The organism is Skermanella pratensis (assembly GCF_008843145.1).
Classification (GTDB): domain Bacteria; phylum Pseudomonadota; class Alphaproteobacteria; order Azospirillales; family Azospirillaceae; genus Skermanella; species Skermanella pratensis.
Genome location: NZ_CP030265.1, coordinates 4,277,439 through 4,299,820, shown reverse-complemented (window position 1 = coordinate 4,299,820; position 22,382 = coordinate 4,277,439). Strand labels below are relative to the sequence as shown.

Genomic DNA, 22,382 nt, shown 5'->3' with positions numbered 1-22,382 from the left:
CCCTGCGACAGGAGGTTGCCGATGGCCTTAAAGCTGGACGATTTGACCGCGAAGGTGCTGGAAATCCACCGCAGGCTCTGCGTCGCCTACGAATGTCCTGTGGCCTATTTCCACAGCCTGGACCCGCTCAGCGAACTGGTCTCGTCCCTGTTGTCCCACCGGACCCGCAACGCCGATTCCGGGCGGGCGTTCAAGGCATTGCGGGCGGCTTATCCGGACTGGGCCGCGGTGCGCGACGCGCCGCTGGCCGATATCCAGCAGGTGATATCGGGGGTGACCTGGCCGGAACAGAAAGCCCCGCGCATCCAGCAGATCCTGCGGGGAATCGCCGAGCGGCGGGGCGGCGAGCTGTCGCTCGACTTCCTGGCGGACCTTCCGGTCACCGAGGCGAGAGCCTGGCTGGAGACACTGTCCGGCGTCGGGCCGAAGACCAGCGCCGCCGTGCTGAGCTTCAGCACCCTGCGGCGGCCGGCTTTGCCGGTGGACAGCCATCATCACCGGGTTGCCGTCCGCACCGGCATGATACCGGCCACCCTGGCGGTCGGGCCCGCCCACGCCGTGCTGTCGGCGCAGTTGCCGGAGGAGTGGACCGCGCAGCAGATTTATGACAACCACGAAGTGATGATGCTGCACGGTCAGCGCTGCTGCTATTTCCGCAATCCCGCCTGCGGACGCTGCGTCCTGCTCGATCTTTGCCCGACCGGGCAGCGGAGGCAGGCGCCTCGCGCGGAGGCCGAGGCGGCAAGGCCGACGGCGTGAGGGGGTAAGTACGGCTCACCCCGCCGCGGCGAGCAGCTTGGCCTTCAGTTCCTTGACGCGGTCGTAGCCTTCGACGATGTCGCATAGCCGCAGCCGGTCCACGATGATCTGGTTGATCTCGGCACGCGGCAGCCCGCACCTGACCGCGGAACGGATCTGCTCGATCGCCTCCGCCTCCATCGACTTGGTGATGGTGTCGAACTTGGCCTTGGTCTGGTGTTCGATCTTGAGCGAGCGCGACAGGTCCCTGAACTGGCGGAGCGCCGACGCGCGGTCCTCGGCCTCCGCCACCTCGGCGTCGCTGGACGTGCCGGGGTTGGCCGCGATCGCCGCGCGGGACGCCTCCGACTTCCCGGCCGTGCGGTCCAGGTTGTCCATCACGAAGTCGCCGATCGCGCGGCGCGTCCGGTCGAGCGTGCGGTTGTCGATGTTGACCGTTCCCCACTGGCGCTTGCGTCCCAGGCTGTCCAGGCTGCTGACCAGCCGCCCGGCGACCTTGGCCGCCACCTGTATATCGGTCGCGGGGATGTCGATCAGCCGTTCCGCATCGTCGCCCAGCCGGTCGATCACCGACTGGGTCAGGTCGCCGACCAGCATGTCGCGCTGCCGCTGGGTCGCCTGGAGTTTGACCCGCTCCAGCAGTTCCAGGATCTTCGCCGGCTCGCCCGACAGGGACAGCAGGATGCGGGTGAGCAGCGAGACGTCCTCGGCGGTCGGCAAGGCGACGAATGCTTCCTCGATCAGCTGCACATGATGGGCCTGAAGGTCGTCGAACGGCTTGGGCGGCAGGTCGGCCTTCATCCGCTCGATCCGGGCACCGAGCTGAAGGAATCCGCTCAGGTCGCCGATCTGGACCAGCACGTCGTCGTCCCGCCCGATCCGCTCGATCCGCAGCCGGCCGTCCAGCCGGGCCCGCTTGACGAAATCCGCCAGGATCTCGGCCACGACCGGCCATAGGCGCTCGCCCAGCGCCAGCATGTAGGCCTTGTCCAGGGTCGTCTTGCCCGCCAGCTCGGCCCTGATCGCGGCTGCTTTGGAGGCGCCGAGGCCGTCCTCGACCAGCTCGACCACCGGACGGATGGTGGCGCGGTTGAACCGCCGGGTGCCGCGCCGGTAGCGGAGCGGCGTGTCCAGAAGATCCTCCACCGGGGAGAACAGGATCCGGGCCATGGAAAGCGGGCGCGGCGGCTTCAGCCAGAACAGCCGGTGGCGGACCTTGGCGATCGCGTCGTCCAGCTGGGTGCGTTCCGGCAGGGTATCGACCATCCTGACGATCTGGACCAGCTTCTCGTCCGAAGCCTGCGCGATCGCCAAGCCCAGCTGCTGCAGTTCCGCCCAGTTCAGCGTCATCGCATGGCTCCCTTCAGCAACTCGTTCCGGACCACCTGGTCTCGGAGGTTCCTGCCGGTGCGCCAATCCTGGTTCAGCCGCACCCACTTGCGCTGGATCGTCCGGGCCTCTTGGTCGAGACCGCTTTCGGTCCATTCCGAAACCTCCTTGGGCATCACCGGGATGAGCCTCGCGAGGTCCAGGATCGTGTCGCGCTGCCGCTCGTGCGGCTCGTTCGCGACCGAGTTCCACAATGATACGATGTAAGACCATCCGTCCAGCAGCCAGGCCAGCCGCGACATCTGACCGCTGACGATCCGGGAGTCGCGATCCCAGTTGCGCATGATGCTCAGGACGTTGCGGAGCATCGCGTCGGTCTCCATCAGCGCGAGCCGCGCCATGGTGGTGGTATGAATCGCCACCTGGGTGGCGAACCGGCCGACCTCGGCGGCGCCGGAGATATCCCGGCTCTGCCACTGGGTCACCGTCTCCTGGAAGGAGTCCAGCTCCAGCAGCAGGCGCCGGAGCCGGCCGGGCGCCGGAGCCCAGGGCAGCCCGACCGAGAAGGCCGACCGGGTCAGGCTCTCGATCCGCTGATAGAGGATCTCCGGCGAGATGTTGAGCGCCCCCGATACCTGGAAGATCGCCCGCTTCATGCGGGCTTCGGTGTCCTCCCCGGGACGGCCCGTCATGAGTTCCTGGGCGGAGATGCCCGCCAGCTTCAGCAGGTCGACGACCAGCAGGAAGTTGGTCAGCAGCGCCTCCTCCTTCTCCTGCGCGAGGAGGGCCTGGGCACGGCGCATGGCGTCGCGGCCGGCCAGCCCTTCCGCCGCGACGCTCAGCGTCGCGGTCCGCACGGTGGCCGGATCGATCCGCTCGACGCGCAGAACGGATTCGTACAGTGCGTGGTCGTGCATGGTGATCGTGGCGAACTGCACCAGCGAACGCCATGCCAGGATGTAGGACCCCCGGCCGCCGGCGAGGTTCGGCAGGATCAGCTCCACGGAATCGCCGTTCGATTGCCTGATCCGGGCCTGGACAAGCAGCGGCGTGGTGAAGTCGACCGCCACCCCCCGCTGGGCGAATGTCGACGGAGCGAACTCCGCCGGCTTTTCCATGATCTGCCCGATTAAGTCGGCCGAACTCATTCAGAAGCTCTCCAGGGACGCGCTGCTCGACGACCGCTGGAATATCACATCCGGGTTAATGCAATATATCCGGCGATTGGGTCGAAATTTATTACTTATGCGGGGAACTGCCGTATCGTGACGGTTATCTGCCGCGCGTGTTGGCCTGGGTAACTTGGCGAAATCATTCTGATCGGGGACACCCATGGCCGAACCGGACTTAGCCGGATTTCTTCCCGCCCGCCACCACGCGGAACTGGGAGACGCCTTCTTCGACGTGGTCGAGCCCGCGGACTTCCCCAAGCACCTCCTGCGCTGGCGCAACGACCGCTGGGCCGGCCGGGTCGGGCTGGGAAATCTGACCGAGAGCGAGTGGATCGCGCATTTCGGCCGTTTCGAACCGCTGCCCGGCAGCCTGGAGCGGCCGCTGGCGCTCCGCTACCATGGCCATCAGTTCCGCAACTACAATCCGCAGCTCGGCGACGGCCGCGGATTCCTGTTCGCCCAGCTGCGCGACCCGGTGGACGGACGCCTGCTCGACCTCGGCACCAAAGGCAGCGGCGAGACGCCGTGGTCGCGCGGGGCGGACGGGCGGCTGACCCTGAAGGGCGGCATCCGGGAGGTGCTGGCGACCGAACTGCTGGAGGCCCGCGGAGTCGACACGTCCAAGAGCTTCAGCCTGATCGAGACCGGGGAGAACCTGTTCCGGGGCGACGAGCCGTCGCCCACCCGATCATCGGTCCTGGTCCGGCTCAGCCACTCCCATATCCGGATCGGCACCTTCCAGCGCTTGGCCTACCTGGGTGATCAGGCCAGCCTGCGGCGCCTGGTGGACCACGGCATCCGTCATTACATGCCCGACGTCTGGAGCGAGGACGAAGGCGCCCGGACCCTGGCGTTCTTCGAACGCGCCTGCGCCAACGTCGCCCGCATGGGCGCGCAGTGGACAGCCGCCGGTTTCGTCCATGGCGTCATCAACACCGATAACGTGACCGTCACGGGCGAGAGCTTCGACTACGGTCCTTACCGCTTCCTGCCGGTCTACGACCCCAAATTCGTCGCGGCCTATTTCGACCCGGTCGGGCTCTATGCTTTCGGCCGCCAGCCCAACGCGCTGCGCTGGAACCTGTGCCGACTGGCCGAATGCCTGCTTCCCTTCACGTCGCCGGCGAAACTGGAGCTTGCGGTCAACGGGTTCGACGCCCTGTTCGCCCGCGCGCTGGCCGGGGCGACCCTGGACCGGCTGGCGCTGGAACACGGCGACCCCGCCGCCGACCTGGAATTCGTCAGCGCGCTGTACGGTTTCATGGCGTCCAGCGGGGTTCCGTTCGAGCGCTTCTTCTTCGACTGGCGCGGCGGCCCGGAAAGCGAGCGGCGCGCCGGGGAAAGCCCGGTCGCCGAGCTTTACGCCGGGGCCGATTTCGCCCCGGTCCGCGCCGGCCTTATGGAACGGCGACCGACCCGGGCCGCCAACCTGTCCCACGCCTATTTCGAGGGAGAGCCCTGCACGCTCCTGATCGAGGAGATCGAAGCCCTGTGGGCGCCGATCGCCCAATCGGACGACTGGTCCGCATGGCACGCCAAGCTTCGGGAGATCGCGACCGCGGCGGATGCCTTCGGCACCCTTATTCCCGGGCGCAGTTGACCCGGCCCACCGCCGTGTAGCGGCACACCATGCCGGTGCTGAAGCGGAACTTCTCCGTCCCTTCGCGCCGCACCGCGGTTCCGTTGGAGAACTGGACCCAGCCCAGGGAATCCATGTGGGCCTGGATCCCGTTGGAGAACAGCAGCTCACCCTTGGGCGATTTCGCCACCTTGATGCCGTCGGACATGATGATGTCGTCGGCGCCGTCGCGGAAGGCGGCGATCCCGTGCGAGCACCGGACGCCGCCGATCGAGACTTCGCAGGTGAAGGGCTGCTGGTGAGGGCCCAGGGCGACCATCGCGAAAACCGCGACTTCCAGCACGTTCATGATCACAGCGAAGTTCCCAGGCGCCCCAAGACCGATGAGCCGGTTATATCAGGATAAGGGTAAAGATACCTTTTAGCGCCCTGCCGCCCGTTGTCCCGCGGCAGCGGTAATGTGTCCCATCCACTTTCTCCCGGCTCCGGCTGTAATACTATCGACATGATGGGAACCAGCCACCGGATGGATGCGGCCATGGGCGACGTGAAGACGGGCGGGAAGAAAAAGAAGAAGGCGGTCCTGGAACTGGCGGGCGAGGTGCTGCGCGATGCCCGGGAGGTCGCTGCGGTCGAGGCCCACTGGCACGACCTGGCTCCCGGTCACGTGCCGGACAAGCCGGTGAAGAAGTACAAGTATGTCGACGAGCTGGCGAAGCTGCAGTTCGAGCTGATCAAGCTCCAGGAATGGGTGCGGGTCGAGGGGCTGAAGGTCTGCATCGTCTTCGAGGGGCGGGATGCCGCCGGCAAGGGCGGCGTGATCAAGCGGATCGCCGAAAGCCTGAACCCGCGCGTCTGCCGTATCGTGGCGCTGGGCACCCCGACCGAGAAGGAGCGGGGGCAATGGTATTTCCAGCGCTACGCCGCCCAGTTGCCCGCCAAGGGCGAGATCGTCCTGTTCGACCGAAGCTGGTACAACCGTGCCGGCGTCGAGAAGGTGATGGGCTTCTGCACCGACGACGAATACAAGGAGTTCCTGCGCTCCTGCCCGCTGTTCGAGGAGATGCTGGTCCAGTCCGGCATCATCCTGGTCAAGTACTGGTTCTCGGTCAGCGACGAGGAGCAGGAGCGCCGCTTCACCGAGCGCACCACCAACCCGATCAAGCGCTGGAAGCTGAGCCCGATGGACCTCGAGTCGCGCAAGCACTGGGTCGAGTACTCCCAGGCCAAGGACGTGATGCTGAAGCACACCGACCTGAAGCGCACGCCCTGGTACATCGTCGATGCCGACAACAAGAAGCGCGCCCGCCTGAACTGCATCGCCCACCTGCTCCGCCAGATCCCCTATAAGGACCTGCTGCCCGAGGCGCTGGAACTCCCGCCGCGGCAGGCGGACACGGGGTATAAGCGCCCGGCGAAGTCGGATCAGAGGTGGGTGCCGGGGATTTACTGAGAGGCGTTCCGGCCCGCCTCAATCCTCCGCGTGGCCCGGCCGGGAGCGGGTGATGGCGACGCTTAGCAGGATCACCGGCAGAATGCCGACGGCGACGATCGCCAGCGCCGGGGCGGAGGCTTCGGCCAGGCGTTCGTCGGCGGCAAGCTGGTATGTCCGCACCGCCAGCGTGTCGAAGTTGAAGGGGCGGACGATCAGGGTCGCGGGCAGCTCCTTCATCACGTCGACGAACACCAGCAGGCCCGCCGTCAGCAGGCTGCCCAGCATCAGCGGCGCGTGGACCTTGACCAGCGTGCGCGACGGCGTCTGGCCCAGCACGCGGGAGGCTTGGTCCATGTTGGGCCGGATCTTGCCCAGGCTGGCCTCGATCGTGTTGAACGAAACCGCCAGGAAGCGGACCAGATAGGCGAACACCAGCGCCGCGATCGTGCCGCTCAGCAGCAGGCCGCTGGAGATGCCGAAATGCTCCACCAGGAAGGCGTCGAGCGCGTTGTCCAGCCGGGCGAACGGGATCAGCACGCCGATCGCGATCACCGATCCCGGCACCGCATAGCCCATCGAGGCGACCCGCACCGCGCCCTTCAGGACGGGGGAGGGGCGGAGCCGAAGCCCGTAGGCAAGGACGACGGCCAGGGTGACCGCCAGCACCGAGGTCAGCGCCGCCAGCACGATGCTGTTGGTCGCCAGGTTCCAGAACATCCGCCCCAGCAGCGCGTCGCCTTCTTCGAAGGTGAAGTTCAGCAGCGCCGCCGCCGGCACGAAGAAGCCCAGCAGCAGCGGCAGCGCGCAGGCGGCCAGCGCCGCGGCGCCGCGCAGGCCCCGCAGGCGGTAGCTGGGCAGGCGGCGGTACCGACTGGTGGTGTGGTGGAACTTGGCGGATCCCCGCGACCAGCGCTCCATCAGCATCAGCACCAGCACGAACAGCATCAGCACGGAGGCGAGCTGCGCCGCCGCGACCGGCTGGCCCATGGCGAACCAGGTCCGGTAGATGCCGGTGGTGAAGGTGTCCACGGCGAAGTACTGCACCGTGCCGAAGTCGGCCAGCACCTCCATCAGCGCCAGCGCCAGCCCGGCGACGATCGCCGGCCGCGCCAGGGGCAGCGCCACGCCGAAGAAGCTGCGGTAGGGGCCACGGCCCAGCGTCCGGCTGACTTCCAGCACGCAGACCGACTGTTCCAGGAAGGCGGCGCGCGACAGAAGATAGACGTAGGGGTAGAGCACCAGCGTCAACATGGCGACGGCGCCGCCCAGCGAGCGGATGTTGGGGAACCAGTAGTCGTGCCGGGTCCAGCCGGTCAGTTCGCGCAGCGTCGTCTGCACCGGCCCGACGAACTGAAGCAGGTCCGTGTAGACATAGGCCATCACGTAGGCCGGAACCGCCATGGGAAGCAGCAGCGCCCATTCCAGCACCCGACTTCCGGGAAACCGGCACATGGTGACCAGCCAGGCGGTCCCGACCCCGATCACCAGCGTGCCCGCCCCGACGCCCAGGACCAGCTTGAGCGTGTTGCCCAGGTAATAGGGCAGCACGGTCGAGGCGAGGTGGGACCACACGCCGTCGGTCGGGATGAAGATGCGGCTCGCCACGACCGCCACCGGAAGCGCCACCAGGCAGGCGATCAGCAGGGTGGCGACCGTCCAGCCGCTCGGCATCAGGCGGTGGCGGGCTCGGCCGGCGGCGGTGCTCAGGGCGTTGAGGGTCAAGGATTCGACTTCGCTGGAACGGGGTTCACCGGGAAACCGCTATCGTCCCATATGCTGCTAATAAGTCGCAATGACAAGATCGCCGCACCTGCCCCGGTTCGTGCCAGGTACGCGCCCGCAGCAGGGCTATTTGGTGCCGAACATCCGGTCGCCGGCGTCGCCCAGGCCGGGGACGATATAGGCGTTCTCGTCCAGGTGGCTGTCCAGGGCCGCGGTGAAGACCGCCACGTCGGGATGCGACTTCTGGAACACCCGAACGCCTTCCGGCGCCGCGACCAACGCCATGAAGCGGATATTGCGGTCCTCCACGCCGTGGCGGTTCAGCACGTCGCAGGCATAGGCGGCCGAATTGCCGGTCGCCAGCATGGGATCGACCAGGACGAAGATGCGGCCCTCGGGCTCCGGCAGCTTGACCAGGTACTCCACCGGCTGCTTGGTCTCGTGGTCGCGGTAGAGGCCGATATGGCCCTCGCGCGCGGACGGCACCAACTCGTGCAGTCCTTGGGCCATGCCCAGGCCGGCGCGCAGGATCGGCACGATCGCGAGCTTCTTGCCGGCCAGCACCGGGGCGTCCATCGGCGCCAGCGGAGTCTCGATCCGCTCCGTCGTCATGGGCAGGTCGCGGGTGATCTCGTAGCCCATCAGCAACGCGATCTCCTTCAGGAGGGCGCGGAAACCCATGGTCGAGCGGTTCCGGTCGCGCATGTGGCTGAGTTTGTGCTGAATCAGCGGATGGCTCAGGATAAACAGGTTCGGAAAATCGGGATGGGTCTGCATGGGCGGGCTTTTCCGAAGCTGTTGGGACGAAGCGATCGAACGGACCGCGGCAGAATAGCGCGCGGAGGCGGAGTGAGAAAGGGCGGTCGTGAACATCATCGCGGAGCATCTGTTCGCGGAGGCCGACAGGCGGGCCGAGCGCACGGTCGGCGTGTTGCGTATCCTCGTGGCGGCCATCCTCGCCCTGGCGTTCGTCATCGCGGTCTCCGGAAGGAGGCCCGACGGGGACGGGGCCTGGGCGGCGTGCTGGACCGGCAGGCGGCCATGGTGGCCGTCACGCTCGGCGGCTATGCCGTGGTCGGGCTGCTGGCTTGGTCCGTCACCGGAAGCGGGCGTTTCCGGCCCTGGATGTCATGGGTCTTCGTCACCCTGGACGTCGGTTTCATCCTGGCCAGCGTCGCGGTCGCGATCCTGAACACCGGCATCGAGGCGGACTATCTGGCGGGCTTTCCGGCAGTCTGGCTGTCACCCCTGGTCCTGGCATTCGGCGCATTGCGTTACAATCCCATTCTCCAGGCCTATGTGACCGCGCTCCTGGCCGCGGGCCTCGCGGCGGCGGCGGCCACCAGCGGCACTCCGGTCAGCGTGACCCGCATCGGCGTGCCGGAGCAGTTGGGCCTTTTCTTCAGCGTACCGCCAAACATCATGAGGCTGGTCATGCTGGTCGCGGCCGGCGCAGTGCTGGCGCTCGCGGCGGCCAGGGCCCGGAGCCTCCTGCGCCAGGCGGTCGAGGAGACCCGGCGGCGCGCCAACCTGACCCGCTACCTGCCGCCCCAGATCGCGGCGCGCTTGGCCGAGACCGGATCGGACGAGGCCCGGCGGGGCAGGCACCAGCCGGTCGCGGTGCTTTTCACCGATATCCGGGGTTTCACGCTACGCGCCGAGTCGATGGACCCGGTCGAGCTCGGCCGCTTCGTCGGCGAGTTCCGCGCCCGCGTCTCGGCCGCCGTGGCCGCCCATGGCGGAGTGATCGACAAGTTTATCGGCGACGCCGTCATGGTGCTGTTCGGCGTGCCCGACCCCGGGCCGCGGGACGCCGCCGCGGCTTTGTCAGCGGCCCGGGCCATCCTGGCGGAGATCGGTGACTGGAACCGGGAGCGCCTTGCCGCCGGGCGGGACGCGGTGGCCGTCGGTGTCGGGGTCCATTGGGGAGAGGTGTTCTGCGGCGCCATCGGGGACGATGCCCGCCTAGAATTCACCGTGCTCGGCGACACCGTCAACGTCGCCGCCCGGCTTGAGGAAACCTGCAAGACCGCGGGCCTGCCGCTCGTGGCCTCGCGTCAGGTCATCGATGCGGCGGGCGAAAGCCCGGAAGCGTGCGGCTGGAAAAGATTGGAGCCGGCACGCTTGCGCGGCCGGCTCCAATCCATCGAACTTTACGGCGCCGATCCCCGGTAAACGCTTTCCGGTCGACCGGACCCTGGACCGGTCAGGCGGCGGCCTGCTGCCGCTCGACCTTGGCGGCGATGCGGCGCTTGATGCGGCGCGCTTCGAGGCTCAGGGTCGCGTCCTTGGTGTCGAGCAGGAAGGCGTCGAGGCCGCCCTTGTGCTCGATCGTGCGGATCGCGTTGGTCGACAGGCGCAGGCGCACCATGCTGCCCAGAGCGTCGCTCAGCAGCGAGGTTTCCTGCAGGTTCGGATGAAAGCGGCGGCGATTCTTGTTGTTGGCGTGGCTGACGTTGTTGCCAAACATCACGCCCTTGCCGGTCACGGCGCAACGTCGTGCCATCGGACAGGTCCTTAACTCTGTGAACACAAAAACCAGGTCCGGACGGCACCTCCGCCCGGCGGAAGCGGGTTTATAGGCAGGCCGTCCGGAGAAGTCAAGCCGAGGGCACCCCGGAAATCAAACTTCCAGCCGCCGCGCCGGCAGGGCGGGCACGGCTCTCGGGGAGGCCTGCTGGAGATCGACCAGCTCGACCATGGCCGGCGTGATCGGGAAGGGCAGGAAGTTCGCGGCCACGCGGGCGAAGCGGTCCGGGGCGTCGGTCGCCAGCAGCCGGATCTCCGCCGGGAAATGCGTGCCGCGGGAGGCGACCCCGGCGCGGTCCAGCATCAGGGCGACCTTGTCGGCGGTGGTGCGTGCGCTGTCCACCAGGATCACGCCGGGTCCGACGACCGTCTCCAGCACGGGTCTCAGAAGCGGGAAATGGGTGCAGCCCAGCACCAGGGTATCCGGCCCGAAGCCGGGTTCCGGGTCGGCGAACAGCGGCGCCAGATAGCGCCGCGCCGCGGCTTCCGCCACCGGCCCGTCGAGCCAGCCTTCCTCGGCCAGCGCCACGAACACGGAGCAGGCCCGGGTCGCGACCTCGGCGTCGCCGCGGATCCGGCGGATCGCCGCCTCGTAGGCGCCGGCCCGCGCGGTGCTCTCGGTCGCGATCACCGCGATTCGCCCGCTGGCCGACGCGGCGCAGGCCGCCTCGGCGCCCGGCTCGATCACGCCGGTCACTTCGATCCCGGGATAGGCGTCGCGCAGCGCGTCGAGCGCGTGGGCCGATGCCGTGTTGCAGGCGACCACCAGCAGCTTGATGCCGCGCTCGACCAGCAATCCCGCCGCCTGGACCGCGTAGCGGGCGATCGTCTCGGGGCTCTTGGTGCCGTAGGGCAGGCGGGCGGTGTCGCCCAGGTAGAGCAGCTGCTCGGTCGGCAGCCGCTCGCGGAGTGCCCGCAGCACGGTCAGGCCGCCGACCCCGCTGTCGAAGATGCCGATCGGCCGGTCATGGAAGGTCATGGAGACTCACCGGAGGGAAGGGATACCCCGACCCTGGGCCAATATGGTGAAGACGCGGTTAATCACGTTTGCCGCCAATCGGGGCAGCCTCAGGGCAGCAGCTTCAGGCCCATCTCCCAGAACCCGGCTTCCAGCCGGCTCGCGGTCGTGAAGGTGCGGGCGAGGTCGGGGAACCGCGCCTCCCCGCCGCGCCGCGCGTACAGGCTGTCCAGTTGGGCCATCTCGGCCGCCGCGACCGCCCGGTACTCCTCGCCGGCATACATCTCGATCCAGGCGCGGTAGGGGTTCCCCTCCAGCCGCGTCGCCGGGTCGGCCGTCAGTTCCGCCGCGATCTCCGCATAGCCGACGATGCAGGGAGCCAGCGCCACATGCAGGTCGAGCAGGTCGCCGGCCGTGCCGCGCTCCAGCACGTAGCGGGTATAGGCCAGGGTGCCGGTCGCCTCGGGAGAGGCCGCCATGGCCGCCTCGTCCAGGCCCCATCCGGCGCAGAACCGGACGTGCAGTCCCATTTCCAGGTCCAGGATCGCCGAGAGCGATGCCCCCGCCTGCCGCATGTCGGCCAGGGTGTCGCTCTTGTAGACCGCCAGCGCGTAGGCGCGGGCGAAATGGATCAGGAACAGGTAATCCTGGATCAGGTAATGGCGGAACGACGCCTCGGGCAGGCTGCCGTCGCCCAGGCGGCGGACGAACTCGTGGCGGGTATAGCCCGTCCATTCCGGTCCCGCCGCCTCCTTCAGGCGGTCGAACAGGCGTGCGGCCATCGGACGTCAGCCCATCATGTTGCGCGTGCCGGACGGCAGCCGGACGGTCAGGCCGTCAAGCTCCTCGGACATGATGATCTGGCAGCCCAGGCGGGAGGTCTTGGTCAGGCCGAACGCCAGGTCCAGCATGTCCTCCTCGTCCTCGGACGCGTCGGTCAGCAGGTCGTACCATTCGGGTTCGACGATCACGTGGCAGGTCGAGCAGGCCAGCGAGCCCTCGCACGCCCCTTCCAGGTCGATATCGTTGCGATGGGCGATTTCCAGCACCGACAGGCCCAAGGGCGCATCCACGTCGCGTTTGTTGCCCTCGGTGTCGATGAATGTGATCTTCGGCATGATGCCACAACTCCGTCGTTCTTCTCTTACCGGTCCGAAACCCGAAACGCGGGACTAAAGGTTCGCTCCAACGCCCCGTCAAGCGAATCCTTCATTATTTCCACCGAATTCCCCGGCGTGTCCTTCCGGCGGACCATCTCAGGGAGCATCGCCGCGGAGGCCGGGACGCCGCTGCCGCGCCGCGCCGGCGAGCGTTTCCAACCGCTCCAGCCGGTTCACGATTCGCGCCGCGGCGTCCAGATCCCCGGCGCGGAATGCGGACGACATGTCATGGATGCACTGTTCCGTGCCGCGCACCGCCTGGTTGGCCACCCGGTCCAGTTCCGCCGTGTCGCCGGCATCCGCCAGAGCCGCTTCCAGGGCGTCAAGCTCCGGATCGGCGGGGAGCGGCTGCCGGGCGCCGGCGCCGTGGGCGGTGTCGAGCAGGAGGCGGGCGCGGCGGATCGGGTCGCGCAGCGTGTCATAGGCATGCTTGAAGGTGTCGAGCTGCGCCCGCGCGTTGGATTTCTCCCGCGGGCCCTTGCTCTCGAACCGCTCCGGGGCAAGCGTCCGGCGAAATCCGGCGAACTGGCGCTCCAGTCCCGCGGGATCCAGGTCGAAGCGGATCGGCAGCCCCAGCCGCGTGAAGGGATCGATCGAGCGCGGCGGCTGTACCGTGCCGCAGTTATGGCAGAACAAGGCGCGCGGCGAGACCGAATGGGAGCACAGCCAGCAGGGGACCAGATCTCCCGCCACCGTTCCCGGCCCGCCGCCGATCCTGCCTTTTCCCGAGCCGCCCCGCGGCCCGCCGCCTTTGCGTTCACTCATGCCGCATCGCTTTTGAATGTTGTGGAGCCTTTGCCCGGCACCGGAGTCCTTGCCCGGGCGCACTCCCCCGCGTCTTTACAGATAAGGTGCCCCCCGGGCAACGCCATACGTCGCGCGCAGACCTTTGGGCAAGCCTTCAGGGGCCGACCATCGCACGCGCCCGGCGGCGGCACAGCGTGCTCCAGGCATCCACGAAGCGGTCGACGTCCTCCGGCCCCGTCGCCCAGCCCAGGCTGACCCGGATGGCGGAGGACGCCTCGCCGGCGTCGACTCCCATGGCGGTCAGAACGTGCGACGGCTTCACCTTGCCGCTGGAGCAGGCCGATCCGGCGCTGACCGCCACGCCGGCCAGGTCCAGGGCCATGATCTGCGTTTCGCTGGAAACCCCCGGCATCGACACGCAGGCGGTGTTGGCGACCCGCGGCGCGGCCCTGCCGTGGATCGTGACGGCGACGCCGGACGACTCGGCCGCTTCGGCGATACGCCGTTCCAGCCCGTCGCGCAGCCGGCCGATCCGGTCGATTTCGCCCGCGGCGTTCCGGGCGAGCCTGGCGGCGGCGCCGAACCCGGCGATCCCGGCGACGTTCTCCGTTCCGGCCCGGCGGCGCTGCTCCTGTCCGCCACCGCGCAGCACGGGCGCGATCGGGATGCCTTCCCGCACCACCAGGGCGCCCACGCCGTGGGGGCCGCCCAGCTTGTGGGCCGACAGGGTCATCAGGTCGATGCCCAGCGAATCGGCGTCGATTCCGACGCGGCCGGCTCCCTGGACGGCGTCGCAATGGAACAGCGCGCCATGGGCATGGGCGAGGCGCGACACCTCGGCGACCGGCTGGATCACCCCGGTCTCGTTGTTGACCAGCATGACCGAGACCAGGGCCGGCCCGTCCGCCCGCGCCAGCATCCGGTCGAGCGCCGCGAGGTCCACCGTGCCGTCCGTCAAGACCGGGATCCGTTCCGCGTCGGGAACGGTCTCCAGCACCGAGTCATGCTCGATCGCCGACACCAGCACGCGGCGGCCGGCTCTCCCGGAGGCTCCCGTGGACAACGCCGACGTGTTCGCCTCGGTCCCGCCCGACGTGAACACGACCCGGGCCGGTACGACCCCGGCCAGCGCCGCCACCTCGGCCCGGGCATCCTCGACCAGCCGGCGCGCGCGCCGGCCGAAGCCGTGGACGGAGGAGGGATTGCCGGCGACCTCCAGCGCCGCCATCACGGCGTCGCGCACGGCGGGCAGGATCGGGGCGGTCGCGTTGTAGTCGAGATAGGAGGTGCCGGGCATCGGGATCGGGTTCTTTGAGTACCGGGTTCCTATTCGGCCGCCGCCGCCCGGGGTTCGCTGACCGCTTCCGGCAGCATGACGTGGGAAGATCCGAGGATGCGGCGCTCGCACACGTCGGCGACGGTTACGCTGCTGAGATAAAGGTGGATCTGGTTGCCCAGTTCCTCCCACAGGTCATGGGTCAGGCAGCGGCTGCGGTTGGTCCGGCAGCCGGCCGGGGAACCGGCGGCGCAGCGGGTGGCGCGGATCGGCTCGTCCACCGCCAGGATGATGTCGGAAATCCGCATGGCGTCGGCCGGATGGGCCAGGAGGTAGCCGCCGCCGGGGCCGCGCACGCTTTTGACCAGGCCGCCCTTGCGCAGCTTGGCGAACAGCTGCTCCAGGTAGGAGAGCGAGATTTCCTGCCGCTCGGCGATGTCCGCGAGCGCTATCGGGCCGCCCCGGCTGCTGCTTGCAAGATCGACCATCGCCATCACGGCGTACCGCCCCTTGGTGCTCAGTCTCACGTCGGCCTCCCTGTTCCTGTTCCCGGGCGGTGCATCGGCACTACCCCCGCGATTTTCCGGTGATCTCGCCATGGATTTGCTTGCGAAGATGCTTGATCACTCGGTTGCTCGCTGTGATATAGTCGGCGGTCTTGTCGGACTGGTATGACCAACGTCGAGGCGATTCCCGCCTGATGACGTTGGAGGTATCTTCCGATATATGATGACCCAGTGCAGTGGTCAAGTATTGCAACGGTGGGATCTTCTCATGCTCTGGTGAATGTCCTACCCTCCGCCTCGGTTTTTTCCCCTGGTGGGGATTTCTCCCGAGCCCCGCCGCCCATGCCGTCAGGTATGGGCCAACCTGTTTTCGCCGGGACCCACACCGCAATGCCTGAAGTAATGATCAATGGACCGGCCGGACGGATCGAAGGCCGGTATGTTCACGGCAAGCAGCCCAACGCTCCCGTCGCGCTGTTCCTGCATCCCCATCCCCATCATGGCGGAACCATGAACAACAAGGTGGTCTACACCCTGTTTCACGCGTTCGGCCGGCGCGGTTTCTCGACGCTGCGGTTCAATTTCCGGGGCGTCGGACGCAGCCAGGGCAGCTATGACCGGGGCGAGGGGGAACTGAGCGACGCGGCCTCGGCGCTGGACTGGCTCCAGACCTTCAACCCCAACGCGTCGGCCTGCTGGATCGCCGGGCACTCGTTCGGCGCCTGGATCGGCATGCAGCTCCTGATGCGCCGGCCGGAGATCGACGGCTTCATCTCGGTCGCCCCGCCGGCCAATTCATTCGATTTCAGCTTCCTGGCGCCGTGCCCGTCGTCGGGCCTGATCGTCCACGGCACCAAGGACGAGCTGGTGCCGGAGAACTCGGTCCACAAGCTGGTCAACAAGCTGTCGCACCAGCGCGACATCCGGATCGAGTACAAGGTCGTGGACGGTGCCACCCACCTGTTCTCCAACCACGTGGAAGCGCTGGACAAGCATGTCGACGACTACCTCGACAATGCTCTGGGAAGCCGCATGGCGGCGGTCGCCGAATAGGCGGCCGTCAGCGTTCCGGGCCCTTCCCGCCGGTATCGGCCTCCGCCAGCCCCAGCACCCAGAGCACGCGCCAGGCATTGACCAGGCGCAGGGTGCCTTCGCCCTTCTCCAGCGCCACGATGGTGGCGTGGTGGACGCCGGCCGGCATACTCGAAACGCGTTCAGCCCGCCGGTTTCCCGGTCAAGGTTCCGGCACGGAGGCCCCCGCAGGGGGCGATCCCGTAAAGGAGGGTAGCCATGGTATGGATTTCCGTACTCGCCCGCTTTTATGGGGCGGCACCGGTACATCAATCCATACCGGAATGCGAGTTGGTACAGGAGGCCGTCCCGCTCAAGGCTCGCTGAACAGCCCGCCGGTGACAGGGTTGGGGACGCCCGTGGTGCCAGGCACGCTGAGCGGCAGGCCGGCGCGGCTTCGGACCGCCAGGTAGGCGAAGGCCTGCGCTTCCAGCGCGTCACCCTGCCAGCCGACGCTGTCCACCGGGTCGACCGGCACGCCCAGCATGTCCCGCAGCAGCTCCATCAGAAACCCGTTGAGCCGCCCGCCGCCGGTCACCAGCCAGCGCAGCGGCGGCTGGGGCAGCAGCGCCGCTGCGCTGGCGACCGCGCCCGCGGTGAAGGCGGTCAGGGTGGCGGCGCCGTCGGCGGCGTCCAGCGCCTTGACCGGAGAGATGTCGAAGCCGTCGCGGTCGAGCGATTTCGGCGGCTGCTTCTTGAAATAGGGCGCCGCCAGGAGGCGGGTCAGGACGCCCCGGTCGATGGTGCCGGATGCCGCCAGCGCACCGTCGGCGTCGAACGCCCGGCCGGTGCGGGACAGGACCCAATCGTCGATCAGGGCATTGCCGGGGCCGGTGTCGAAGGCCAGCACGTCCTTGTCGCCGCGCCGGCCCAGCCACGTCACGTTCGCCACGCCGCCGATGTTCAGCACGGCCAGCGGCCTCTCCAGATCGGCCGCCAGCGCTTGGTGGTACAGCGGGACCAGCGGCGCGCCCTGGCCGCCGGCGGCCACGTCGGCGCTCCGGAAGTCATGGACCACCGGGATGCCGGTCAGCGAGGCCAGCAGCGGGCCGTCGCCGATCTGCCAGGTGCGGCGCCGTTCGGGGGCGTGCAGGATGGTGTGGCCGTGGAACCCGATCAGGTCGACCGGGCCGGCCCGTTCCACCAGCCGGCGGACCGCGCCGGCGTGCAGTTCCGTCAGTTCGCGTTCGACCTCCGCGACGGGACCGCGGCCGCCCAGGCAGCCGCGCAGCCGCTCGCGGAAACCGTCCTCGTACGGAACGGTGATGAAATCCCCGGTCTCCACATGGGCAAGGCCGTCGGTGCGGATCACCGCGGCGTCGATGCCGTCGAGCGACGTGCCGCTCATCAGGCCCAGGGCGGTCCGAAGGGGAGTAAGCGTCATGTTGGCTGCTGTGGTGCTGGAAACAGGGCTGGTCCGGTCCTGTTTCCCATGGGATGCCTGCGCTGCGCAAGCCCCGCTGGCCCGGTACCGGGGTTTGTGCTAACAGACGCCGCCCTCGGAACCATCCTTACTAGACCTGGACCCTAGCGATGAGCGATCTCCGTTCGGAATTCCTGCGCATCCTGCAAACGCGCGGCTTCATCCACCAATGCACCGATCCGGAAGGCCTCGATGCGCTGGCCTCCGAGGGGATCGTGACCGCCTATATCGGCTTCGACTGCACGGCGGACAGCCTGCATGTCGGACATCTGGTGTCGATCATGATGCTGCGCTGGCTGCAGCGCTGCGGGCACAAGCCGATCGTCCTGATGGGGGGCGGAACCACCAAGATCGGCGATCCGACCGGCCGCGACGAGAGCCGCAAGATGCTGACCGACGAGCAGATCGCGGAGAACATGGCCGGCATCAAGCGGGTGTTCGGGCAGTTCCTGACCTTCGGCGACGGACCGACCGACGCCGTCATGGTCAACAACGCGGACTGGCTGGAGAAGCTGGGCTACATCACGTTCCTCCGCGACATGGGCGTGCATTTCACGGTCAACCGCATGCTGACCTTCGACAGCGTCAAGCTGCGGCTGGAGCGTGAGCAGCCGATGACCTTCCTGGAGTTCAACTACATGATCCTCCAGGCTTACGACTTCCTGGAACTGCACCGCCGCGTCGGCTGCCGGCTCCAGATGGGCGGCTCAGACCAGTGGGGCAACATCGTCAACGGCGTCGAGCTGGGCCGCCGCGTCGATCAGGCCGGCCTGTTCGGCCTGACCACCCCGCTGATGACGACCGCGTCCGGCACCAAGATGGGCAAGAGCCTGGGCGGGGCCGTCTGGCTCAACGCCGACCGGCTGTCGCCGTACGATTACTGGCAGTTCTGGCGCAACACCGAGGACGCCGACGTCGGCCGGTTCCTGCGCCTCTTCACCGAACTGCCGCTGGACGAGATCGCCGGGCTGGAGCGGCTGGAGGGGGCCGGCATCAACGAGGCCAAGAAGCGCTTGGCGTTCGAGACGACCCGGATGTGCCACGGCGAGGCGGCGGCGCAGGAAGCGGCCGAGACCGCCCGGCGCACCTTCGAGCAGGGCGGGCTGGCCGAGGGCCTGCCGACGGTCGGGATCGCCCGCGGCGAACTCGACGCCGGCATCCCGGTGATCGACCTGCTGGTCCGCGCCGACCTCGCGGCATCCAAGGGCGAGGCCAAGCGCCTGATCAAGGGCGGCGGGGCCCGCCTGAACGACGCCGTGGTGGTCGAGGAGACGCAGGTGACCGGCACGGGCGATCTCAACGCCGAGGGCGTGCTGAAGCTGTCGGCGGGCAAGAAGCGCCATGCCCTGGTCAAGGCGGTGTGAGCCGGCGGCCGGCTCATCCCCTCCGGTTCAGTCGCTCTCGGGATATTCGTAGACCCACGGGCTCTTCTTGTCCGAGCCGGCGTCGTGGTCCAGGAAGAACAGGTTGCGCAGGAACCCCGGTGCCAGCACGGCCAGCGGATTGACGCGGACCGACGGGTCGTTCAGCGGTCCCTGGATCTGGTAGGTGGCGGCGAAGATCCCCTGGCCTTCGCCGCCGGTCAGGATGTCGCCCAGTACGGGAATGGAGCCCAGCAGGCGGTTCAGGCCGTAGATCGGCACGATGGTGCCCTGAAGGTCCGCCTGCTCCGCCCCGAGATCGACGGTTCCCTCCATGGTCAGGCCCAGCGCCGACCCGGAGGTGCGCACTTCGTTGAAGCGCACCTTCTCCTGCCGCTCTTCCCAGCTGAACTCGCCGGTCAGCTTGGCGAAGCCGAGGCTTCGGCCCTCCACCAGTTCGGCAAGCCCGCTGGGCGACACGGCGTTGAGCAGCCGGGCCAGCACCGGCGCGTTGACCATCGAATAGTCGCTCATCTCGATCCGGCCGGCCAGCGGGCTGTCCGGCTTGGACGGGTCGGTATGTCCGACGATGGTCAGGCTGCCGCCGCGGATATTGTCGAACAGGTCCAGTGCGTACAGCATCGCGCCGGCGTCGCCGGTCTCCAGCACCAGCCGGCGGCCCGCCGCCTCGGGAGCGTACTGGAGAACCAGATGGGAACCGGACTGGCCGACCCGGGCGTTGACCTGGGCCGCGGTCCATTCCTTCCGGTCGCGCTGGAGATTGGCCGAGACGTCGCCGAGGCTCCGTCCCTCGCCCAGGATGACCCGGCCGAGGGCCGCCGTCACTTCGAGCGGAACCTCGTCCTCCGCGGCCTTCCTGTTCCGGTCCCTCGCCCCGTCGCGGAGCGGCCGCAGGTCCAGGCTCTGCCCGGAGAGGTTCACTTTCCAGCCGCCTCCCGCCATGGGGGCCGCGTTGCCCGCCAGCCGCGTCGCGCCCAGCGACAGGCCGGCCACGGTCACGCCGCGGACCGCGCCGTCCGGGGCCAGTTCCACGGCGCCGGCCGCTTTGAGCCCCGACGCGTCCAGGGCGATGTCGGACAGGCGGACGGCGTCACCCTTGGACAGCTCCAGCGTCGCGCGGGCGGTACCGGGAGTGCCCGGCCGCTTGGTCCAGTCCAGGAGTTCCACCGCCATGCCGGCGTCCCGCAGGTCCAGGTTGGCCGCGAGCCTGCCCTGGCCCGGCTTGGCGACGGTATAGACGGCGTCCAGGCCGACCGGACCGGTCACATAGGGCCGGGTCGGAAAGCCCAGCCTTTCGCGGTCGGTCTCGCCCACCTCGCCGCGCGCGGTGATCCGGGTCAGGATGTCGGCCTTGGACGAGAAGCTCTCCATCCAGCTGATGTCGGCCGGGATGCCGTTGACCCGCGCCTTGCCGGTGATCACCAGCTTTTCGGGGTCCAAAGTCAGCTCGCCGTCGGCCTTGGTCACGGGCAGGCGCGGCAGCAGGCCGCTGATGGATACGTCGGACAGCTTGCCCTTGGCGCCGAACACGATGTCGTCCACCGTCAGGCGGTTGAACAGCGGGAACTTGAAGGTCAGCCGCGCGCTGGCCGATCCGCCGACCGACGACGGCTTCAGCCCCAGCTTGTCGGGAAAGCCGAGCGGCTTGTGGTTCAACACCTCCAGCGCGGTCCGGAGCGGTCCGGAGACCGGGGTCGCGATGTCGATCGCCTGGTCCTTCTGGTCCAGTCCGGTGATCACGATCTTCGACGCTCCGACAGTCATGTCGCGGAGCTGCCCGCCCTCGGCGTCGACCGTCAGCGTGGTCGGGGAAATCCGGACCACGCCGTCCACCCCGGTGACCGGCGGCAACTCCTTGAAATAACGGACCTGCACGCCCTTGACCAGGATCTCGCTGTCCAGGGACTTCAGCTCGGACTGCTCCGGCGCGTCCAGGTCGATCACCGCATGGGCCGTCGCTCGGGCCCTCTCGGCCCGGCCGGACGACAGGTTCTCGGTGATCCAGCCGCGCGGGTTGCCGGCGACGCCCTGCGGCCACAGCCGGCGCAACTCGTCGATCGGCACGCCGACGGTTTCGGCGGTTCCGGTCACGTCGAGCCTGCGGTCGCCGAGATCGACCGCGACGGCGTTCAGCGAGACGGTCGGCCCACCCGGATCCGCACCCAGGCCGGCGGTGAACTCGTCCACCACGACCCGGCGCTTCAGCCTGTCGAACGAAGCACGCAGCCGCGCCTGTGCCAATTCAAGCGGCTCGGCGTAGAAATCCGGCAGGGTGACGGCGCCGTCGCGGCCCGAGACGTCGATATGCGCCTCCATCGGTATGAAGGCGCGGTCCAGGCGGAGCTCCGCGTTGCCGTCCAGCACCATGGCGACGGCGGACAGCGCCCCGAGCGCGGGCGCCCGGTCCGCCAGGGCGGCCGGCGATACGTTGCCGAACCGTCCCGTGACCTCGGTGACCCCGTCGGCGCTCCGGAACCGAAGCCGGGCATCGAGCCGGGCGATGCGGTTGCCCATCTCCAGGTCGAGCCGGGCGTTCCCGCTCAGGCCCGCCGCGTCGCGCCGCAGGATGACGTCGCCCCGGGGTGCCTGCCAGACCTGGCCGAGCAGCCGGTCGTCCAGGGTCAGGCGCGCACCGGAAATCCGCACCTCGGACAGGCGCGACAGCGGACCAGGCTGGCTGCCGGGCGGCAATTGCAGCGCCTTCAGCACCTCCTCCACCACGTCGACCCCGCCATGTTCGACCGGCAGGTCGCCGGTGCGCACGTCGACGTCGATCGCGCCGTCCGCCCCGCGCTGGAGCTGGATGTCCGGCTGGAAAACCCGCAGCACGGTCGGCTGGACATGGCCCTGGACCAGTTCGCGCATGTCGAAGCTGATGCCCAGCGCCGGCACCGCCGCGATCAGCGCGCCGGTCGGGCCATAGATCCGGGCGTCGCGGGCGCGGATGTCGAACGCCTGGAAATCGAAGGCGCGCTCCCCGTCCTCGGCTCCCGTGCCGCCCCAGTTCAGCACGGTCTCCGCGATGTCGACCCGAACGCCCATCCGTGAGTCGTTCAGCGTCTGCTCGATCACCGGCGTCAGGAAATCGACCTGGATCGGGCCGCTGGACAGACGCCACAGGAACAGCGCCACCAGGACCGTCAGCCCGATCAGGACGGCGCTGACGGCCTCGATCAGCACGAGGCCGGTAAATCGTCCCGCCTTCCGGATCACCTCGACGCGTCCATCCCGATGACAGTCCCCTTGGCGACAATACAGGCACCATGACCGGCGCCATGGTTGACCCGCACGCTTCCGGCGCGCAGTCTCGACCCCACTTCCGTCCCCCGCCGGA

Annotated in this window: 21 protein-coding genes; 6 read left to right on the top strand and 15 right to left on the bottom strand. The window is 68.6% G+C overall.

Annotated elements, in window-relative coordinates; genetic code table 11:
- Positions 1–21 precede the first annotated feature (21 nt).
- The gene (locus DPR14_RS19740) at positions 22–759 is read left to right on the top strand and encodes an endonuclease III domain-containing protein (RefSeq protein WP_158046678.1); all 738 of its coding nucleotides are present in this window, start codon (positions 22–24) and stop codon (positions 757–759) included.
- A 15-nt stretch (positions 760–774) separates the two neighbouring features.
- On the opposite strand, the gene DPR14_RS19735 is transcribed toward DPR14_RS19740, so the two are convergent.
- Positions 775–2,109, bottom strand: coding sequence for a hypothetical protein (locus DPR14_RS19735; RefSeq protein WP_158046677.1), 1,335 nt, complete (start codon positions 2,107–2,109; stop codon positions 775–777).
- Positions 2,106–3,236 carry a hypothetical protein gene (locus tag DPR14_RS19730; RefSeq protein WP_158046676.1) on the bottom strand — a complete coding sequence of 377 codons (1,131 nt, stop codon included), beginning with the start codon at positions 3,234–3,236 and terminating at the stop codon, positions 2,106–2,108. Before DPR14_RS19730 ends, DPR14_RS19735 begins: the two co-directional genes overlap by 4 nt.
- Positions 3,237–3,420: 184 nt before the next feature.
- On the opposite strand from DPR14_RS19730, the gene DPR14_RS19725 reads away from it, so the two are divergent.
- Positions 3,421–4,860, top strand: coding sequence for a protein adenylyltransferase SelO (locus tag DPR14_RS19725; RefSeq protein WP_158046675.1), 1,440 nt, complete (start codon positions 3,421–3,423; stop codon positions 4,858–4,860).
- On the opposite strand, the gene DPR14_RS19720 is transcribed toward DPR14_RS19725, so the two are convergent.
- Positions 4,841–5,188 (bottom strand): hypothetical protein, encoded by a 348-nt coding sequence (locus tag DPR14_RS19720; protein WP_158046674.1) that lies wholly within the window; start codon positions 5,186–5,188, stop codon positions 4,841–4,843. The genes DPR14_RS19725 and DPR14_RS19720 overlap by 20 nt on opposite strands.
- 156 nt (positions 5,189–5,344) lie before the next feature.
- On the opposite strand from DPR14_RS19720, the gene ppk2 reads away from it, so the two are divergent.
- Positions 5,345–6,292, top strand: a complete 948-nt coding sequence (gene ppk2 / locus DPR14_RS19715; RefSeq protein ID WP_246148353.1) for a polyphosphate kinase 2 — start codon at positions 5,345–5,347, stop codon at positions 6,290–6,292.
- 18 nt (positions 6,293–6,310) lie between these two features.
- Here ppk2 and DPR14_RS19710 read toward each other — a convergent pair whose 3' ends face one another.
- Both DPR14_RS19710 and upp read right to left on the bottom strand, forming a co-directional pair.
- Positions 6,311–7,945 carry an ABC transporter permease gene (locus DPR14_RS19710; protein ID WP_158048243.1) on the bottom strand — a complete coding sequence of 545 codons (1,635 nt, stop codon included), beginning with the start codon at positions 7,943–7,945 and terminating at the stop codon, positions 6,311–6,313.
- 177 nt (positions 7,946–8,122) lie between these two features.
- Complete coding sequence (gene upp, locus DPR14_RS19705; protein ID WP_158046673.1) at positions 8,123–8,773, bottom strand: uracil phosphoribosyltransferase; 651 nt, start codon at positions 8,771–8,773, stop codon at positions 8,123–8,125.
- A gap of 243 nt (positions 8,774–9,016) precedes the next feature.
- Between upp and DPR14_RS19700 the strand changes: the two genes are divergently transcribed.
- Entirely contained in the window at positions 9,017–10,171 is a 1,155-nt protein-coding gene (locus tag DPR14_RS19700) for an adenylate/guanylate cyclase domain-containing protein (protein WP_192499040.1), read from the top strand.
- Between the two features lie 31 nt (positions 10,172–10,202).
- Here the strand turns inward: DPR14_RS19700 and rpmB are convergent, their stop codons facing one another.
- The 7 genes from rpmB to DPR14_RS19665 all read right to left on the bottom strand — a co-directional run bounded on the left by rpmB (position 10,203) and on the right by DPR14_RS19665 (position 15,193).
- On the bottom strand, positions 10,203–10,502 hold the full coding sequence (gene rpmB, locus DPR14_RS19695; RefSeq protein ID WP_158046671.1) for a 50S ribosomal protein L28: 300 nt from the start codon (positions 10,500–10,502) through the stop codon (positions 10,203–10,205).
- A gap of 117 nt (positions 10,503–10,619) precedes the next feature.
- Positions 10,620–11,504 carry a glutamate racemase gene (murI, locus tag DPR14_RS19690; protein WP_158046670.1) on the bottom strand — a complete coding sequence of 295 codons (885 nt, stop codon included), beginning with the start codon at positions 11,502–11,504 and terminating at the stop codon, positions 10,620–10,622.
- Between the two features lie 89 nt (positions 11,505–11,593).
- Positions 11,594–12,265: a thiaminase II gene (gene tenA, locus DPR14_RS19685; protein WP_158046669.1), complete on the bottom strand. Its 672-nt coding sequence runs from the start codon at positions 12,263–12,265 to the stop codon at positions 11,594–11,596.
- Positions 12,266–12,271: 6 nt separating this feature from the next.
- Positions 12,272–12,601, bottom strand: a complete 330-nt coding sequence (locus DPR14_RS19680; RefSeq protein WP_158046668.1) for a ferredoxin family 2Fe-2S iron-sulfur cluster binding protein — start codon at positions 12,599–12,601, stop codon at positions 12,272–12,274.
- 138 nt (positions 12,602–12,739) lie between these two features.
- On the bottom strand, positions 12,740–13,408 hold the full coding sequence (locus DPR14_RS19675) for a molecular chaperone DnaJ (protein WP_158046667.1): 669 nt from the start codon (positions 13,406–13,408) through the stop codon (positions 12,740–12,742).
- A gap of 136 nt (positions 13,409–13,544) precedes the next feature.
- Positions 13,545–14,687 (bottom strand): cysteine desulfurase family protein, encoded by a 1,143-nt coding sequence (locus DPR14_RS19670; protein WP_158046666.1) that lies wholly within the window; start codon positions 14,685–14,687, stop codon positions 13,545–13,547.
- 29 nt (positions 14,688–14,716) lie between these two features.
- Entirely contained in the window at positions 14,717–15,193 is a 477-nt protein-coding gene (locus tag DPR14_RS19665; RefSeq protein ID WP_158046665.1) for an Rrf2 family transcriptional regulator, read from the bottom strand.
- Between the two features lie 369 nt (positions 15,194–15,562).
- Between DPR14_RS19665 and DPR14_RS19660 the strand changes: the two genes are divergently transcribed.
- On the top strand, positions 15,563–16,225 hold the full coding sequence (locus DPR14_RS19660; RefSeq protein ID WP_158046664.1) for an alpha/beta hydrolase: 663 nt from the start codon (positions 15,563–15,565) through the stop codon (positions 16,223–16,225).
- Positions 16,226–16,232: 7 nt separating this feature from the next.
- Here the strand turns inward: DPR14_RS19660 and DPR14_RS27500 are convergent, their stop codons facing one another.
- Together DPR14_RS27500 and DPR14_RS19655 are read right to left on the bottom strand one after the other, a co-directional pair.
- On the bottom strand, positions 16,233–16,373 hold the full coding sequence (locus DPR14_RS27500) for a helix-turn-helix domain-containing protein (protein ID WP_192499039.1): 141 nt from the start codon (positions 16,371–16,373) through the stop codon (positions 16,233–16,235).
- 183 nt (positions 16,374–16,556) lie between these two features.
- The gene (locus DPR14_RS19655; RefSeq protein WP_158046663.1) at positions 16,557–17,627 is read right to left on the bottom strand and encodes an anhydro-N-acetylmuramic acid kinase; all 1,071 of its coding nucleotides are present in this window, start codon (positions 17,625–17,627) and stop codon (positions 16,557–16,559) included.
- 149 nt (positions 17,628–17,776) lie between these two features.
- Between DPR14_RS19655 and tyrS the strand changes: the two genes are divergently transcribed.
- Positions 17,777–19,030 carry a tyrosine--tRNA ligase gene (tyrS, locus tag DPR14_RS19650; protein ID WP_158046662.1) on the top strand — a complete coding sequence of 418 codons (1,254 nt, stop codon included), beginning with the start codon at positions 17,777–17,779 and terminating at the stop codon, positions 19,028–19,030.
- Positions 19,031–19,057: 27 nt separating this feature from the next.
- Here the strand turns inward: tyrS and DPR14_RS19645 are convergent, their stop codons facing one another.
- Complete coding sequence (locus DPR14_RS19645; RefSeq protein ID WP_158046661.1) at positions 19,058–22,261, bottom strand: YhdP family protein; 3,204 nt, start codon at positions 22,259–22,261, stop codon at positions 19,058–19,060.
- Between the last annotated feature and the right edge of the window lie 121 nt (positions 22,262–22,382).